Source organism: Halobacteriovorax marinus SJ (assembly GCF_000210915.2).
In the GTDB taxonomy this organism is placed as follows: Bacteria; Bdellovibrionota; Bacteriovoracia; order Bacteriovoracales; family Bacteriovoracaceae; genus Halobacteriovorax; species Halobacteriovorax marinus.
The window spans coordinates 2,459,063-2,472,597 of the sequence record NC_016620.1; the positions used below are offsets into that span (position 1 = coordinate 2,459,063).

Sequence of the window (13,535 nt, forward strand, 5' to 3'; positions counted from 1 at the left end):
TTGACCAATTTATTATAAAAGTCTCTAATAATCAAAGACTGACACAGCACGCACACAGTCAAATATGTTGCAAAATCTAAGACTCGTGCAATAATTAGCGTATGAAAAGAATTTTAATTGTAGACGACGAACAAGTTTTAGCCGACTGCCTTCGGGAAGAGTTTGAGTTTCTAGGTCATCAAGTCACTGTCATCAACGACTCCAGCGAAGCCGCCTCTGCTTTATTTACAGAAAGCTTTGACATTATTCTCCTAGATATTAAAATGCCCAAAGTTAATGGTGTTGAGCTCTTTGAGCAAATAAAGCCCCATACTGATGCTAAAATCGTCTTTCTTTCCGCAATAAGCGACATGATGAGTCACGATCCAGCATTACAAAAAGCAGATATGATCCTTGAAAAGCCATTTTCAGTAGAAGATATTAAGAAAATTGTAGATTTAGCGAAGTAGGAAGTTATGGCAAAGTGTAAATTTTGTAGCAAAGATATTTCATGGTTAAAAGAAGGGAGAAAATTCACTCCTATCGAAGGCGATGGAACAATTCATAAATGTGAAGAAATGATGAGCTCTATGAAGAGTATCAAGAAGATGGAGCGCTCTTCCCTCTCTGCAGAGGAAATAAAGAAGTATGAAGAGGCCATCAACAAGAAGAAATAATCCCTCTAAAGCCCCGTTAATAGGAAGATTCCACTTTTTTGCCCGCTAGAAGCCAGTGTTCATGGTAGGATATAGTTAGTAAGCAAGAAGGAGGCGCCTATTAATCGCTGCTTTAGCCTATTTCTGACTTTCTTTTTTCTCATTCAGAGTGCCCACTCTAAGGACATCACTGAGCATCAAGAAGAACAGTCCTTACAATTTCAATGTATTCAAAAAATTCTCATGCACCCCTTTACCAAAACCCACTACCCCAACCTAACCACTGATCTCACTTCATCCATGTATTATGAATTCTTGGTTGAAATAGAACAATTCTGTCAGTGTAAAGGAAAGCTGCAAAAGAGTGAGAATATTGAAAAAAGGCATGACTACTTTAACTGGAGTTTTAAAGATAAGAGAGTTGCCTATGAGAAAGAAGATCAATGTATTCTAAAAAATTTCTCTGACCATGCTATTCATACAATTTATACCATCTCTTTAGATACAAAAATTAGAAAGCACTTAAGTCTTCGCCTAAAGCATAGACTTCCAAGCTCAACACATCACTTGGCCACTGAGGACTCTAAGCTCCAGAGGTTTAGTTGCATAGAAGAAAAAATCTTAAAGAGATGCTCAAAGATAAAAAGCCTAAGAACAACATATAACTGTATTCAAACAGCAACTGATAGTTTTAAAGAGTTCGAAGATTACGAGCGCCAGTGTCCACAATTTGAAAATGAACACAGGATTGCTCGCAACGTAGATTTAATTTAAATATTATTTGGAAGTTTCCCACCCAGCAGCTCTGCCAATGTCTTCGTAGTCTCAATTCTAGAGAGAACGATCTTCATCACGGCCGTCATAGGGACAGCAAGGAACATTCCAGGAATCCCCCAAACGAGTCCCCAGAATAATAAGAATAAAAGTATCACAATAGGATGTAATCCTAAATTCTCTCCCATAATCTTTGGTTCAATGACATTTCCAATACAAAATTGAATAGCGCTAGAAATACTCATTACTGTAACCAGCTCCCATCCGGCCCCAAATTGTAAGAAGAGCACAGGAAGTGGAATTAAAACGGCAATAATTGATCCGATACTTGGAATGAAGTTTAAGAGGAAAGTTAAAATAACAAACATAAAAGCAAGATCTACTTTTAAAGAGAAAAGTAAAATCCCAACAATAACTGCTGTAATAAAAGACATAAAGAATTTAGTCGCTACATACTTAGAGATTTTATAATGTACTTGCTTAACCATATCATTCTTTATTTTTGTAACGCCCTCACCAGCAATTAAGAATAAGACCATAATAATAATCAAGACTGAATTGGAAACAAAGTTTACTAGCCCCCCAGAGAACTTCTTTACAAGAGAGAGCACTGGTAAGTTTCTTACTGTGTCTTTAATCATCTCAGGATTTATCTCAATACTATAAGAATTTAGAAAGGCCACTACTGAATCAACAGCAAGAGTAAAGCGGATATGGTAGTCCCCTATTCCATCAATAAAAGCGTTAAGACTTTTAACAATGAAGAGACTTACAACAAACGAGCTTAGTATGAAAATCCCCATAGTCAGGGCCACAGCTAAGAACCTCGGGGCCTTGAGCTTTGTTTCAAACCAATCTATTGAAGGACCAGATACTGAGAATATAAATAGAGAAATCACAAATGGTATTAATATAGACTTGGTATAAATAAGAGCGCCAGTAAAAGCGATAAAGGTTAGAATCACTAAGCAAACGTTATTAATACGATCGTATGTATCTTTCAAAGAAGACCTCCAAATTAGTTATTAAATGATAGCGACATTAACTTAAACACGCAATATTGTTGAGATTTCAATAGGTTAAAAATAGTACTAAAGCTAATCACTCAAGTACCCGAAAAGCTAAACTATGAAGAAGTTTTGCTATCTATTTTTATTCGTAACTCTCGCCTCTTGCTCAAGTACTTCGAGGTATAACTCCTCTAGAATGCCAGCGAGCGCGGAAGATGATCCAAACTGCGCCAATATAGTTCGAAAGTTTATTACTAATGACTATAATGAAAAATTACTTCAAGAAATTGAAAATAAAGATCTTATAAAAAGGTCTACAAATAAAATGCAAATTAGACTTCCTAAGAGAAGTTGGTGGAATAAATTTAAAGATTCGTGGACACATACTTTTAAAAATTGGAACGATAATAAGTATGTTTCATTCTATATGTTCGACGACGAAGAAACAGTCGCCAGTGCAGCGGCCTACGCGAAGATTCTAAGAAAGACAGTTGACCAACATGAAATTTCAAAAGATGAAGAAGATGTTTTAAAGACTATTGATACTTGGTTTCATAAATTTACTCATTATGAAAAGGAATTAGATGATCTAATCAATGAGAGGATCTCTCTTGCTTATAATAGAGATATATTAAAGAAGTATCACTTTGAAGGTAATCGCGCAGAAGTTGATCTAACTTTTGTTAAGGGTGGAAAAGAAGTTGAAGAGAAAATGGTCTTCTACCGTGACGATAAGAACCTGCAGTACTATATCAAGCAACTCGACAAGAGAATAACTGAACTAGACGGTGGTGTCTTTGATTGGTGGTTTGATGAGGGCCTTATTAAACAGAGAATCATTCAACAAGCAATGCTGCAAGATAAGCTTATTATCACTCACCGTGAGCTAGAGTACTTTATTAACAATACTGAAGGAATCACTGATTCATCTTTAACTGCTTTAAAAATAAAGCTAGAACAAATTCAAACGGCTATAGATGATCTTGACTTTCGTCCAGCAAATTATGGAATTAATAAAATTGCCAATCGCTCAATTAGAAAAGAAATTGCAGCACTTCCAAAAACTATCCGCTCTTTCAAAAAAGTACAGGACGGAAAGAAAGTAATGAACGAACTCTTAACAGACCAAGATAAGGATCGCTTAAAGTTCTTTACCAATGGTTATGCAAGAGTCTTTCAAGGAACTGCGCTCGGTGCATTCATGACAGGATCGGGTACCTCTATTTGGCTAGGGCTAAAAGATTATTTCATGTGGGGAGAGAATAAGAAGTATGCTTGTGTAAAACTTCCTTCTGAAAAAGAATTTTTAAATTGTATTCAAGATTATATTGAAAATAGATATCCAGTCCTCTTTCAAGCGGCCATTTTAAGTGGAGACTTTAATCCTTTTGATTATGAGAATATTCCAGAGTCACAAAAAGCTGAATATATGGAAGAGCTGGAACATATAAAGAGATTGAGAGTTACATTTAAAATCTTAGAAGATAGAAAGAAAAAGACAAGAGAAGACCTCGCCGAGTCCATTAAGACAATGTATGACTCAATTGTAATAAATGAAGATGAACTACACTCATGTGCAAGAATGACTTTAGAGCTCTTCCCAGGGTGTATGATCGATTATCTCATGCAGAGGTTCCCTGGTGTATTTGCGGCCTGGACGACTCAAAACGGTGAACTCAAAGGTGGAGATATTGATATCTACGATTTCGAATCAATACCTGATCAATATAGAGAACTCTATAAAGTTGAAGTTCAAAAGATAAGTGCTCAAAGAGCAACTTACGAAGACTTTTATAGCGATTTTTCTAAAGATGCTATTTTTCTACTGGAGTGATAGATTTTCTATCACTCTTCACAATTAAAACTAGCCCTAGAATAATCATTAACGAACAAAGAATCTGCCCCATTGTAATGAGACCAAAGTAGAGTCCTATTTGTGGGTCAGGATTTCTAAAAAACTCTACGAAAAATCTAAACATTCCGTAGCAAAGAACAAAGACCCCAGTGGAGAACCCTTCTCTTTCTAATCTTTTAGAACTCCAGAAAAATTGAATAAGAAAGAGAATAAACCCCTCTAAGAATGCTTCATAAAGCTGAGAGGGATGCCTTGGCGAATTATCATAAAACTTAGGAAAGATAACGGCCCAAGAAACGTCGCTTACTCTCCCTGCCAACTCACCATTTATGAAATTCGCTCCCCTCCCAAGAAAAAGTCCAATTGGAGCAAAAATAGAAACTCCATCAGTTAGACTAAGGAAGGCGATTCTATATTTTCTTGCAAAGTAAATAGAGAACAACCCTACGGCAATCAGAGCTCCGTGAAAACTCATCCCCCCTTCCCAGAGAGCGAAGACTTTTGAAGGTTCCTTAAGGTAGTAACTAAAATTATAAATGAAGATATAACCTAATCGCCCACCTAGAATAAGCCAGAGAAACCCCAATGAGAGATAGTGATGAATTAAAGTTTTAGAGATGTGTACTTTCTTATTCTTTGAAAAGAGCATCATCCCAAAATAGACAGCAAAAAAGCCGAGGATATAGGATAACCAATACCAAGGTAGTATAAACCAGCCAATCTCAATGGCCATAGGTGATAAATTATGAACGTAGTAATCCATCTCTAAAGCATATCATAAGAATGATTATTTACTATAGAAGTTCTTTAACATCCTCATGTAATTTCGTAACGGCCATAAGAAATTGTTCATGGTATTGATTTTCAATTTGAAAACGTTTCATGTCTTCTTGCATCCTATCTTGTTTGGCCAACTCATTTCTCTTTTCATGAGTTTTGAAATCTTTTAGCTCTTCATACATTTTAAAGAAAACTTGGTAATCACTCTTCTTAGAGTCTAACATCTTTGAGCGACCAATTAGCATGCGTATCCTGATACAGCCTTCGGAGATCTCACATTGCTCCTGAGAAATGGCCTTCGCGATTATATCTAAGCTCTCGAGAATAAACTTCTCTTTTTCACGAGTCTTTCTAATACTCTCATTCGCAATATCTGTGTCCTTTTGAATTCTCTTCGCTAAGAAAAAGATCAGTGTACTCAAAAGGGAGATCAAGAAAATGAGGGCCACTAAAATTTCAAAAAAATACTTATCTAACAAAACAAACCTCTAAAGCATATGCTGCGGCGTCTCTGGGTAAATTCCATCAGGAATCTGAGTAAGCCACTCATCAAGAGTTTCTAATATCATTGATGTATCACGTTTTAAGCTTCCACCCAAAGGAAATTGATTAGACACATGATTCGCCCTGAACAAAATTTCACCACGACTAGGCTCTATGTTAGAGATAATCTCTCTCATCTCTCTAGTGAGCTCTTTAGTAGTAAGCATATTAAATTGACCGCGCTCAACCATTCTCTTAAGAGGAGTTCCCCTCACCGCAACCGTTGTTAACAATGAAAAATATTTTGGAGATATCTTACTAATGATTTCCGCTGTATCTGCTATATGTTCATTACTAAATTCTCTACCACCAATTCCAAGCATTCCTATTATTGAAATGTCCCAGCCCGCCAGGTGTAATTTCTCACAACCATCGATCATATCTTGAGCAGTATTCCCCTTCACTATTCTGTGAAGAACTTTATCATTACCACTTTCAAGGCCTAAATAAGCAATACTTAGTCCAAGTTCCTTTAACTCTTCCAATTCTTCCTGACTTTTATCCAGCATATTCTGAGCTGTAGCATAGACGCCTACTCTCTCAACACTTGGAAATAGCTCTTTAATGGCCCTAAGACTCCCTCTTAAGATATCCATCGAGGCTCCTAGAGCATCTCCATCACAGAGAAAGACTCTACGAGGACTATAGTTAAGCCTTTGAAAATACTCATGAGTCTTCTTTAATTCTTGCTCAATTTCTAAAAGCTCTCTCTCGCGGTACTTCTTTGAACGATACATATTGCAATAAGTACATAAATTATGAGAGCAACCTATTGTCACCTGCAATAAGAAGCTCCTCCCCTCAGATGGGGGGCGAAAGACTGGCTCATCATACTCTATAGGAAAGTCATACATAGTTTTATCTCTTTTAATAATATGATATGAAGACTTGATGAATACCATAAACATGAATTTTATTACAGATGAAAAAGAATATTGGATTACTTCAATAAGTAATGAAAATCATATCGTTATTTTTAAAGACAAAGAACAGGCCCACAGCTATAAGCTCTCGCTACTCCTTGGAACTATTTCACCTCCATGGGAAGCGCCTCTTGATTACACATTTATACGTGACCACGAGGGAAAGTCTTTCTATCACGTAAAGGAAGATAGAGAGGAAAATAATGAGTGGAAAGAAGAAGCATGTTGCCAATCAGGTTGCCCCGGCTGTCCGTGGACAATCTCACAAGGATTATAATGGAAGAAGTTAAGAAGTTTATTTTTAAGGGAAAGCCCAAAGGAAAAGAGAGTATTACTCTTTTAGACTTCTTAGACGAAGTGACTTCTCTCTCAAAATCTCAAATAAAGAAACACGCAGCAAATGGTGGAATTTGGATTAAGAAAAAAGGTGTTGGTCCTCTCAATAGAATTAGACGAGTTAAAACTAATTTAACCTCTGAAGATCATATTGAATGCCATTACGACCCAAACCTGCCAGAAGTAGATATGTCTCTAGTGCAAGAGATTTATAAAACTAAGGGATGGGGTGTTTGGTATAAGCCAGCAGGAGTGCTTTCTCAAGGTACAAAATTTGGCGATCAAGCTTCTATCCTAAGGCATGTAGAAAAGAATGTTCCTAATGCATACCTCATTCAGCGACTAGATAGAGAAACTTCGGGGCTTATGATTATTGCATATACCGATAAAGTGGCGAGAATTTTTACCAATGCCATGAAGAATAGATTGATTAGAAAATTCTACCAAGCAGAGGTTTTAGGTACTCTTAGACAAGAGCAAGGGGAAATAGCTTTTGATCTCGATGGCAAGAGTGCCAAAACTCTTTATCAAGTTCACGAGGAATTTGAACAAAGTACACTACTTGAAATTGAAATTATCACTGGCCGCTTTCATCAGATTAGAAAACATTTTGAAAAGATCAAGCACCCTGTTATTGGGGATCCAAAATATGGTCGTCATAATAAGAATGATGATGGATTAAAACTGGTGGCCCATAAGTTGGAGCTCAAAGATCCAATTACAAAAAAGGACCACCTCTTTACATTGCCTGAAGAATTAAGACTTTTTTGATTTCTTTCCAAGTTTCGCAACTTGAATCTTTCTGCGCTTAGCAACCGCAGTTGAAGGGTCTACTTTTAAAATTCCTTTTTGAACAGGATAGAGAATCCCTTGTCCAACGAGAAATACTTTTCCAATTTTTGCGATATGTGCCAACTTAACTCCTAAATTAAAGTTACGAACTCCTTTTAGGCCCTTCAAAGGCAATAATCCATACGCTCCACATCAAAGTCTAACTCTTAGAAACCAAAATCTTTCTATCTTTCTTATATCTCTCTAAATGCTCAAGGTCCCTTTGATAGTCCTCTGCCATTAAAGGCGAAGAGATGAGAAAGTCTGCACTCGTTTGATTACAGGCCAGAGGAATATTCCAAACCGTCGCCAGTCTCAAAAGAGCCTTAATATCTGGATCATGAGGCATACTCTCCAAAGGGTCCCAAAAGAAAATTAAGAGATCAATCGCACCTTCTGAAATCTTCGCACCAATTTGCTGATCTCCGCCTAGAGGGCCTGAAATATACTTAGTCACACTTAGGCCCAATTCCTTTTCGATCAATGTTCCAGTTGTTCCTGTTGTAAATAAGGAATGCTTGGATAGGATTTCCTTATTCTCCCTACACCACTCTATTAGTTTAGGCTTCTTAGAATCATGGGCGACTAGCGCTATATTCTTGGTTTTCTTAATCACTTCTGCCTCCTATTTCCTTTATATTTTAACAAATATAGAGGCCCTATACCAGAATAGATAATACTTATTAGAGTGATGATCATAATTTATATAGACTATATAAAAAGGAGTTCACTATGACTGAGAAAATATATGAAACAACTGTAATTGGAGGAGGATCAGCTGGAATTATGGCAGCGCTAAGATCAGTGCTTAATAATGATGAGACACTCTTCTTTCCAGGTAATCAAAAGAATAAGAAAAAATCTAGGGCCATGTGGGTAAGAAAAGTTGAGAACATTCCAGGCTTCCTAGACTTCAAACAAGGAATAAATAATCCAAATAAACAAGCCTACGATTTTTTATCTAATGAGAGGTTTGAAAAAGTATTCTATCCTCAATTGAATACAGGTGTGCAATCTATTGAAAAAGATGAATTAGGAATTTTTACTTTGGTTGATTCCAACGGACAAACATGGAAAACAAAGTACGTCATTCTCACTACAGGTATGATGGATGTCCAACCTTTTATTGAGGGTGATATCAGATCAATTTTTCCATTTGCTAATAGCCAAGCGATTGAGTACTGCGTTCGTTGCGATGGACATCATACTCATCAAAATGAAATTGCTGTTATTGGCCACACAAGCTCTGCTGCTTGGGTAGCTATTATGATAAACGAGCGCTATGACATTCCAAATCTTACCATCCTAACAAATGGAAAGAGTGCTGACTTTGATGAAGAAACATCAGAGCTCATTGAACTCTACAATATCAATGTTGTTGAATCAGAAATTGTCGACTTTCTAGGAGATAAGAAAGAAGGGAAGCTTGAGGGATTTATTCTAGAGTCTGGAGATATCATTCACGCTCAAAATGCTTTTGTCTCTCTAGGAGTCATTGTCTATAACGAACTCGCCAAAGAGCTAGGTGCAAAATTAGATAATAGAGGCTTTGTTGTAACAGACGAAAAGGGTCAATCTTCCGTTGAGAATTTCTATATTGCTGGAGATCTTAGAGCAGGTATAAAGAAGCAAATCTATACTGCTTGGGACTCTGCTGTGGATAGCGCTGATGATATAAACGCCAAAATAAGAAGAGAGAGAAGGCAAAAACAACTCCTAGAGTTTAGGACAAAAAAAGGAGATAATTAGTCAAAAGGAGATACCCATGATTAGTGAAAGTAAATTTCAAATGTGGAGAGGAACAATCGCTCTTGCACAAGTAGATAACCATGTTTCAAAGGAAGAGAAACTATGGCTCGATCAACATTTGAAAAAGATTCCTTTCACTAAAGAGCAGAGAGAAATTCTACAGAATGACTTTGAAAAAGGTATAAAGCTTGATGATATCTTTTTAAATTCACTAGAGCCAAGAGAGCGTGGAATGCTAGTCAGTTTTGCCAATACAATATTCAAACGAGATGGTCTCGCCCCCGAAGAAGAAATTGTTCTATCTCAATTGACAGGACAGATTATGGGAGATCTAAAGGTAGAAGAACTGACAAGTGAAGTGGAAAGAATGGAAGAAGAGAGTCACGAAGAAGAGAATATCTTTAAAAGACTAGTGACGATTATCACCTCTCTTATTTAATGATTATTCTTAACAAAGTCCCAAGTCCAACAGAAGTTACTAAGCTTACAGATGCTAAGGATATTTTCTTTGATATGGATGGCACTCTAATAGACACTGAACTCCATCATGCAAAGGCCCTAAGAAGAACTCTCGATCACTTTAATGTTGAGCGAGACTCCTCTTCAGAAGATTTAAAGAAAAGATTTCAAGGAGTAGCAGACGATAAAGTTTTTGAATTCTATAAAAAAGAACTCAATACTAGTGTTCAGAAATTTCTCGAAATAAAGAATCAAAAAGTCATTGATATAATCGATTCAGAAAAAGAGATCATAACGAAAGAAATCAGAAATTTACTTCAATCTTTAAAGCTTATGGGACTTAGAATATCTCTGATCACTGCTTCAGAGAGAAAAGTTACTGAGTTTATTTTACAGAAAGAAAAAGTTAAAGAGTTATTTGACCTTGTTTTGACTAGAGAAGATAGCACTGAGACCAAGCCTAGTCCTCGCCCCTACTTAGATGCTTTAAACTTCTACAAGATCACAACAAAAGAAGCATTCATTTTCGAGGATAGTCCTACTGGTTTAGAAGCAGCAAGGGCAAGTGAAATTCCCTTTGCCAAGGTAACTTGGTTTTCTAATCGTGCTTAAAGTAGTAAACATTCTCCCTAACCTTGTACACCCCATCACGTTTGTTTAAGTAAGGCCTTCTCCCCTTTATTAATCTAGAGAAGATACTACGAAGCTCTCTATTCTTCTTTTTAAGATCAGTAATGAAATGTCTATGCCCAGTGAAGGTTAATTTAGAGATATTTAAATATTTTGCATTATTCGATCTTTCTTCATTTGATTTTTTGACTGCCTTATCAACATTCTTTCCAAGTCTCGTTCCCTCATATTCTTCAAAGTCATCACTAAAGCGATCAAGTTGCTCACTACCAAATAAAACAATGTCATTGTCATTATAGGTAATGAAATTTTCTTTTGAAAAATCTATCTTATCAACCCACGATTGGTGATCTCTTACCGGAACATCTGCGGCATTTAGAATAAGCGTATCAAAGAGATTATACTTAAAAGAGCCACTCGAATAATGATTCTGCATCATCTCTTTAAAAACAATATTCCCCATACTATGAACAAGTAAAGAGAACTTTAATCCAAATGTTTTAAATGGGTGCTCACTAATATAGTTATTTAATGCGTTCAAAAAGACATAGAGGTCTTCCGATGATGAAATAGCATTACCCACAGGGCGCTCAACAGCAGATTTCCAAGATGGCCAATGAAACATAATACTGGAAACACCATACATATTCTCAAGTTCAGACATTACACCTAAACCCTTCTCTGGATGCTTACCTCTGCCATGTACAAAGATATTAATTCTTCTCGTAGTATTATGCATTAGAACGTCATCCATAATAGATTCTATATCTGAAACATCATAGCGTGTTCCTGTAGAAAGATAGATACCTGTTTGCGCAAAAGATGAAACGCTCAGTATAAAACCGATTAATAAAATATACATCTTCATAGAGATGCCCCCCTCACTCGTAAGAATCAGTTATTAATCGACCTAAAAACTTAGGACATTTAGACTAATGGGAAAAAACTTCCACTAAAAATTAAGAATTTGATTACTTTTGACGGGTTAGTCGCCTTAAGCGACAAAAACACTCAGTTTTAAAATCAGGCTCAAAAATTGAGTTCATAATCCGATAGGTTTTATAACTAAATTTAGAGGAAACTATGCTTAAAATTCTATCGATTCTACTTCTTATTAACTCAAGCTGGGCCGACTATAGCTTAGATGAAAAAATTGGGCAGATGATTTTAGTGGGCTTTCGCGGAAGTGAAGTAGATGCTAATCACCAAATTATAGAAGACATTCATAAATATAAAATAGGATCAGTAATCCTCTTTGACTATGATGTTACCTTAGAGTCAAGAAAGAGAAATATTATAAATAGAAAACAAGTTAAGGATCTGACAAAGAGAATACAAAGAGAGAGTGAAATTCCACTTCTCATAACAGTGGATCAAGAAGGTGGACTAGTTCAAAGACTTAAGCAACGTCATGGATTTAACAAAGTGCTCTCACCAGAGAAAGTTGGTAAGAGAAATAATCTCAATTTCACTTATAAAGAGAGTAAGAAGTTAGCACAAGATCTTGAATCAGTAGGTATTAATTTAAATTTTGCTCCTAGTGCTGATGTAAATACAAACCCAGATAACCCTGTAATAGGAAAAATAGAAAGAAGCTACTCAAGCGATCCTCTTAAGGTTAGTAATAACGTTGCCGCATTTATAAAATCACATCACGATTTAAATATTGGAACAACAATTAAGCATTTCCCTGGTCACGGATCTTCAAGAGGAGACTCGCACAAAGGCTTTGTGGACGTTACTGATACATGGAGTGAGATCGAACTTATTCCATTTAAAAATATGATAAATCAGGGCAATGTTGACATACTTATGTCTGCTCATATTTTCAATGGTTCTCTTGATCCGTACTACCCGGGAACTTTGTCAAAATCTATTTTAGACGATCTTTTAAGAACAGAGCTAAAGTATGATGGAGTCATTATAAGTGATGATATGAATATGAGTGCTATAACAGATCACTATGGATTTGAAAGGGCCATCGAACTCGCGATTAACGCTGGAATAGATATTCTACTCTACGGGAACAACCTCGTTTACGATAAAGAAATTGCCAAAAGAGTTCACACAACCATAAAGAAACTATTGAATGAAGAGAGAGTTACCATCGATCAAATCAACAAGTCATTTAATAGAGTAATGAATCTTAAAAAGAAATTAAAAGTAATTGATAAGTTTAAAAGTGTGGCAAGTACTAATAAATCTATTCGAAAAATTGCAAATAAGACCTCAATCCTCGACTCTAAAGAAAGAGACGAGAAGAGAGAAATCTTTAAAAAAATTAAGAAGATGGAAGAGTAATCTAGGCCGCAACATGGCCTAGAAAGTTTTCTATTTTGAGTTGGCTTTCTCTAGTTAGATCGAAGAATTCAATCTTAAAGTGCTTATCACTAACACCCATCAATCGTTTTACCCTCCCCTTTGTTTGGACAACCTCTTTTCCAGGGAAAGTTATTATACAATCAACGACTTCATCTTTCTCACATTCAAAGATCAAGTGTGGGTCGTCAACAATAACACTTCTAGTATCTAATTCCATTGCATGAACAATGTCCACAAAGTTCTGCCCAATAATATCAACACGGACATCCTTGATATAATTATCTCGTTGATTAATAAATGACCCAAGAGATTCGCTCAAGTCTGCAATGAGGTGAACTAAGTCACTATAAAAGTCATCCTTTGGTAAAAAGATAACGTGATCATGTTCTTTAGGAGTAGGACCTGACTCTACATATGCAGATAGAATAACGACTTCTTTTGGTCGTTGCTCAGGTTCTAAACTCTTTAAAGACCTTACAAGCTCTAATCCGTCTAGAACAGGCATTGAGAAGTCTGTGATTAATAAGTCAATATAGTCTGACCTCAATACTTCTAAAGCTTGATAACCATTCTTTGCGTGAAAGAAGCGCGTTTGATAATGGAGAACCCCAAGCCTCTCTTTTAAGAGGACATAGAATTCTTCATTATCATCGGCCACAAGAATTTTTAATTCCTTCATAAAACAACT

The 13,535-nt window shown here is 36.2% G+C and carries 18 protein-coding genes; 10 read left to right on the plus strand and 8 right to left on the minus strand.

What is annotated here, in order from left to right:
* Nucleotides 1-101: 101 nt before the first annotated feature.
* The 3 genes from BMS_RS11630 (at nt 102) to BMS_RS11640 (ending at nt 1,409) form a co-directional block, all read left to right on the plus strand.
* Nucleotides 102-449: a response regulator gene (locus BMS_RS11630; RefSeq protein WP_014245020.1), complete on the plus strand. Its 348-nt coding sequence runs from the start codon at nt 102-104 to the stop codon at nt 447-449.
* Between the two features lie 6 nt (nt 450-455).
* The gene (locus BMS_RS11635; RefSeq protein ID WP_014245021.1) at nt 456-656 is read left to right on the plus strand and encodes a hypothetical protein; all 201 of its coding nucleotides are present in this window, start codon (nt 456-458) and stop codon (nt 654-656) included.
* 294 nt (nt 657-950) lie between these two features.
* Complete coding sequence (locus tag BMS_RS11640) at nt 951-1,409, plus strand: hypothetical protein (protein ID WP_044557559.1); 459 nt, start codon at nt 951-953, stop codon at nt 1,407-1,409.
* Here the strand turns inward: BMS_RS11640 and BMS_RS17065 are convergent.
* Entirely contained in the window at nt 1,406-2,413 is a 1,008-nt protein-coding gene (locus BMS_RS17065; protein WP_014245023.1) for an AI-2E family transporter, read from the minus strand. The two genes, BMS_RS11640 and BMS_RS17065, sit on opposite strands and share 4 nt — an antisense overlap.
* A gap of 124 nt (nt 2,414-2,537) precedes the next feature.
* Between BMS_RS17065 and BMS_RS11650 the strand changes: the two genes are divergently transcribed.
* Complete coding sequence (locus BMS_RS11650; protein WP_014245024.1) at nt 2,538-4,253, plus strand: hypothetical protein; 1,716 nt, start codon at nt 2,538-2,540, stop codon at nt 4,251-4,253.
* Here the strand turns inward: BMS_RS11650 and lgt are convergent.
* From lgt to BMS_RS11665, 3 genes are all read right to left on the minus strand, one after another.
* Nucleotides 4,234-5,037, minus strand: coding sequence for a prolipoprotein diacylglyceryl transferase (lgt, locus tag BMS_RS11655; protein ID WP_014245025.1), 804 nt, complete (start codon nt 5,035-5,037; stop codon nt 4,234-4,236). The genes BMS_RS11650 and lgt overlap by 20 nt on opposite strands.
* Before the next feature lie 31 nt (nt 5,038-5,068).
* Entirely contained in the window at nt 5,069-5,476 is a 408-nt protein-coding gene (locus tag BMS_RS11660; protein ID WP_157765772.1) for a DUF2489 domain-containing protein, read from the minus strand.
* 66 nt (nt 5,477-5,542) lie between these two features.
* Nucleotides 5,543-6,505, minus strand: a complete 963-nt coding sequence (locus BMS_RS11665; RefSeq protein WP_014245027.1) for a radical SAM protein — start codon at nt 6,503-6,505, stop codon at nt 5,543-5,545.
* On the opposite strand from BMS_RS11665, the gene BMS_RS17650 reads away from it, so the two are divergent.
* Complete coding sequence (locus tag BMS_RS17650) at nt 6,489-6,797, plus strand: hypothetical protein (RefSeq protein WP_157868281.1); 309 nt, start codon at nt 6,489-6,491, stop codon at nt 6,795-6,797. The genes BMS_RS11665 and BMS_RS17650 overlap by 17 nt on opposite strands.
* Nucleotides 6,797-7,627 (plus strand): RluA family pseudouridine synthase, encoded by an 831-nt coding sequence (locus tag BMS_RS11675; protein WP_014245029.1) that lies wholly within the window; start codon nt 6,797-6,799, stop codon nt 7,625-7,627. The genes BMS_RS17650 and BMS_RS11675 overlap by 1 nt, the downstream gene beginning before the upstream one ends.
* Here the strand turns inward: BMS_RS11675 and BMS_RS11680 are convergent.
* Complete coding sequence (locus BMS_RS11680; RefSeq protein ID WP_157765774.1) at nt 7,613-7,771, minus strand: hypothetical protein; 159 nt, start codon at nt 7,769-7,771, stop codon at nt 7,613-7,615. The genes BMS_RS11675 and BMS_RS11680 overlap by 15 nt on opposite strands.
* Nucleotides 7,772-7,847: 76 nt before the next feature.
* Nucleotides 7,848-8,303, minus strand: coding sequence for a methylglyoxal synthase (locus tag BMS_RS11685; protein WP_014245030.1), 456 nt, complete (start codon nt 8,301-8,303; stop codon nt 7,848-7,850).
* Between the two features lie 116 nt (nt 8,304-8,419).
* Here BMS_RS11685 and BMS_RS11690 point away from each other — a divergent pair, with 116 nt between their 5' ends.
* The 3 genes from BMS_RS11690 to BMS_RS11700 are packed head-to-tail and all read left to right on the plus strand — an operon-like array spanning nt 8,420 to nt 10,507.
* Nucleotides 8,420-9,436 carry an NAD(P)/FAD-dependent oxidoreductase gene (locus tag BMS_RS11690; protein ID WP_014245031.1) on the plus strand — a complete coding sequence of 339 codons (1,017 nt, stop codon included), beginning with the start codon at nt 8,420-8,422 and terminating at the stop codon, nt 9,434-9,436.
* A 16-nt stretch (nt 9,437-9,452) separates the two neighbouring features.
* Nucleotides 9,453-9,875 carry a tellurite resistance TerB family protein gene (locus BMS_RS11695; RefSeq protein ID WP_014245032.1) on the plus strand — a complete coding sequence of 141 codons (423 nt, stop codon included), beginning with the start codon at nt 9,453-9,455 and terminating at the stop codon, nt 9,873-9,875.
* Nucleotides 9,875-10,507, plus strand: a complete 633-nt coding sequence (locus tag BMS_RS11700; RefSeq protein ID WP_044557562.1) for an HAD family hydrolase — start codon at nt 9,875-9,877, stop codon at nt 10,505-10,507. The genes BMS_RS11695 and BMS_RS11700 overlap by 1 nt, the downstream gene beginning before the upstream one ends.
* Here BMS_RS11700 and BMS_RS11705 read toward each other — a convergent pair.
* The gene (locus BMS_RS11705; protein WP_044557563.1) at nt 10,494-11,393 is read right to left on the minus strand and encodes an alpha/beta hydrolase; all 900 of its coding nucleotides are present in this window, start codon (nt 11,391-11,393) and stop codon (nt 10,494-10,496) included. The genes BMS_RS11700 and BMS_RS11705 overlap by 14 nt on opposite strands.
* A gap of 215 nt (nt 11,394-11,608) precedes the next feature.
* Here BMS_RS11705 and BMS_RS11710 point away from each other — a divergent pair, with 215 nt between their 5' ends.
* A complete protein-coding gene (locus BMS_RS11710; RefSeq protein WP_014245035.1) occupies nt 11,609-12,826 on the plus strand; it encodes a glycoside hydrolase family 3 protein in 1,218 nt (405 codons plus the stop codon).
* A gap of 1 nt (nt 12,827) precedes the next feature.
* On the opposite strand, the gene BMS_RS17070 is transcribed toward BMS_RS11710, so the two are convergent.
* Nucleotides 12,828-13,526: a response regulator gene (locus BMS_RS17070; RefSeq protein WP_014245036.1), complete on the minus strand. Its 699-nt coding sequence runs from the start codon at nt 13,524-13,526 to the stop codon at nt 12,828-12,830.
* Between the last annotated feature and the right edge of the window lie 9 nt (nt 13,527-13,535).

Bases quoted from the DNA above. Each gene is read 5' to 3' on its own strand.
- BMS_RS11710 (WP_014245035.1), top strand. From the start codon at position 11,609: ATGCTTAAAATTCTATCGATTCTACTTCTTATTAACTCAAGCTGGGCC.
- lgt (WP_014245025.1), bottom strand. From the start codon at position 5,037: ATGGATTACTACGTTCATAATTTATCACCTATGGCCATTGAGATTGGC.
- BMS_RS11650 (WP_014245024.1), top strand. From the start codon at position 2,538: ATGAAGAAGTTTTGCTATCTATTTTTATTCGTAACTCTCGCCTCTTGC.
- BMS_RS17070 (WP_014245036.1), bottom strand. From the start codon at position 13,526: ATGAAGGAATTAAAAATTCTTGTGGCCGATGATAATGAAGAATTCTAT.
- BMS_RS11700 (WP_044557562.1), top strand. From the start codon at position 9,875: ATGATTATTCTTAACAAAGTCCCAAGTCCAACAGAAGTTACTAAGCTT.
- BMS_RS11675 (WP_014245029.1), top strand. From the start codon at position 6,797: ATGGAAGAAGTTAAGAAGTTTATTTTTAAGGGAAAGCCCAAAGGAAAA.
- BMS_RS11635 (WP_014245021.1), top strand. From the start codon at position 456: ATGGCAAAGTGTAAATTTTGTAGCAAAGATATTTCATGGTTAAAAGAA.
- BMS_RS11705 (WP_044557563.1), bottom strand. From the start codon at position 11,393: ATGAAGATGTATATTTTATTAATCGGTTTTATACTGAGCGTTTCATCT.
- BMS_RS11630 (WP_014245020.1), top strand. From the start codon at position 102: ATGAAAAGAATTTTAATTGTAGACGACGAACAAGTTTTAGCCGACTGC.
- BMS_RS17650 (WP_157868281.1), top strand. From the start codon at position 6,489: ATGAATACCATAAACATGAATTTTATTACAGATGAAAAAGAATATTGG.
- BMS_RS11665 (WP_014245027.1), bottom strand. From the start codon at position 6,505: ATGTTTATGGTATTCATCAAGTCTTCATATCATATTATTAAAAGAGAT.
- BMS_RS11695 (WP_014245032.1), top strand. From the start codon at position 9,453: ATGATTAGTGAAAGTAAATTTCAAATGTGGAGAGGAACAATCGCTCTT.
- BMS_RS11690 (WP_014245031.1), top strand. From the start codon at position 8,420: ATGACTGAGAAAATATATGAAACAACTGTAATTGGAGGAGGATCAGCT.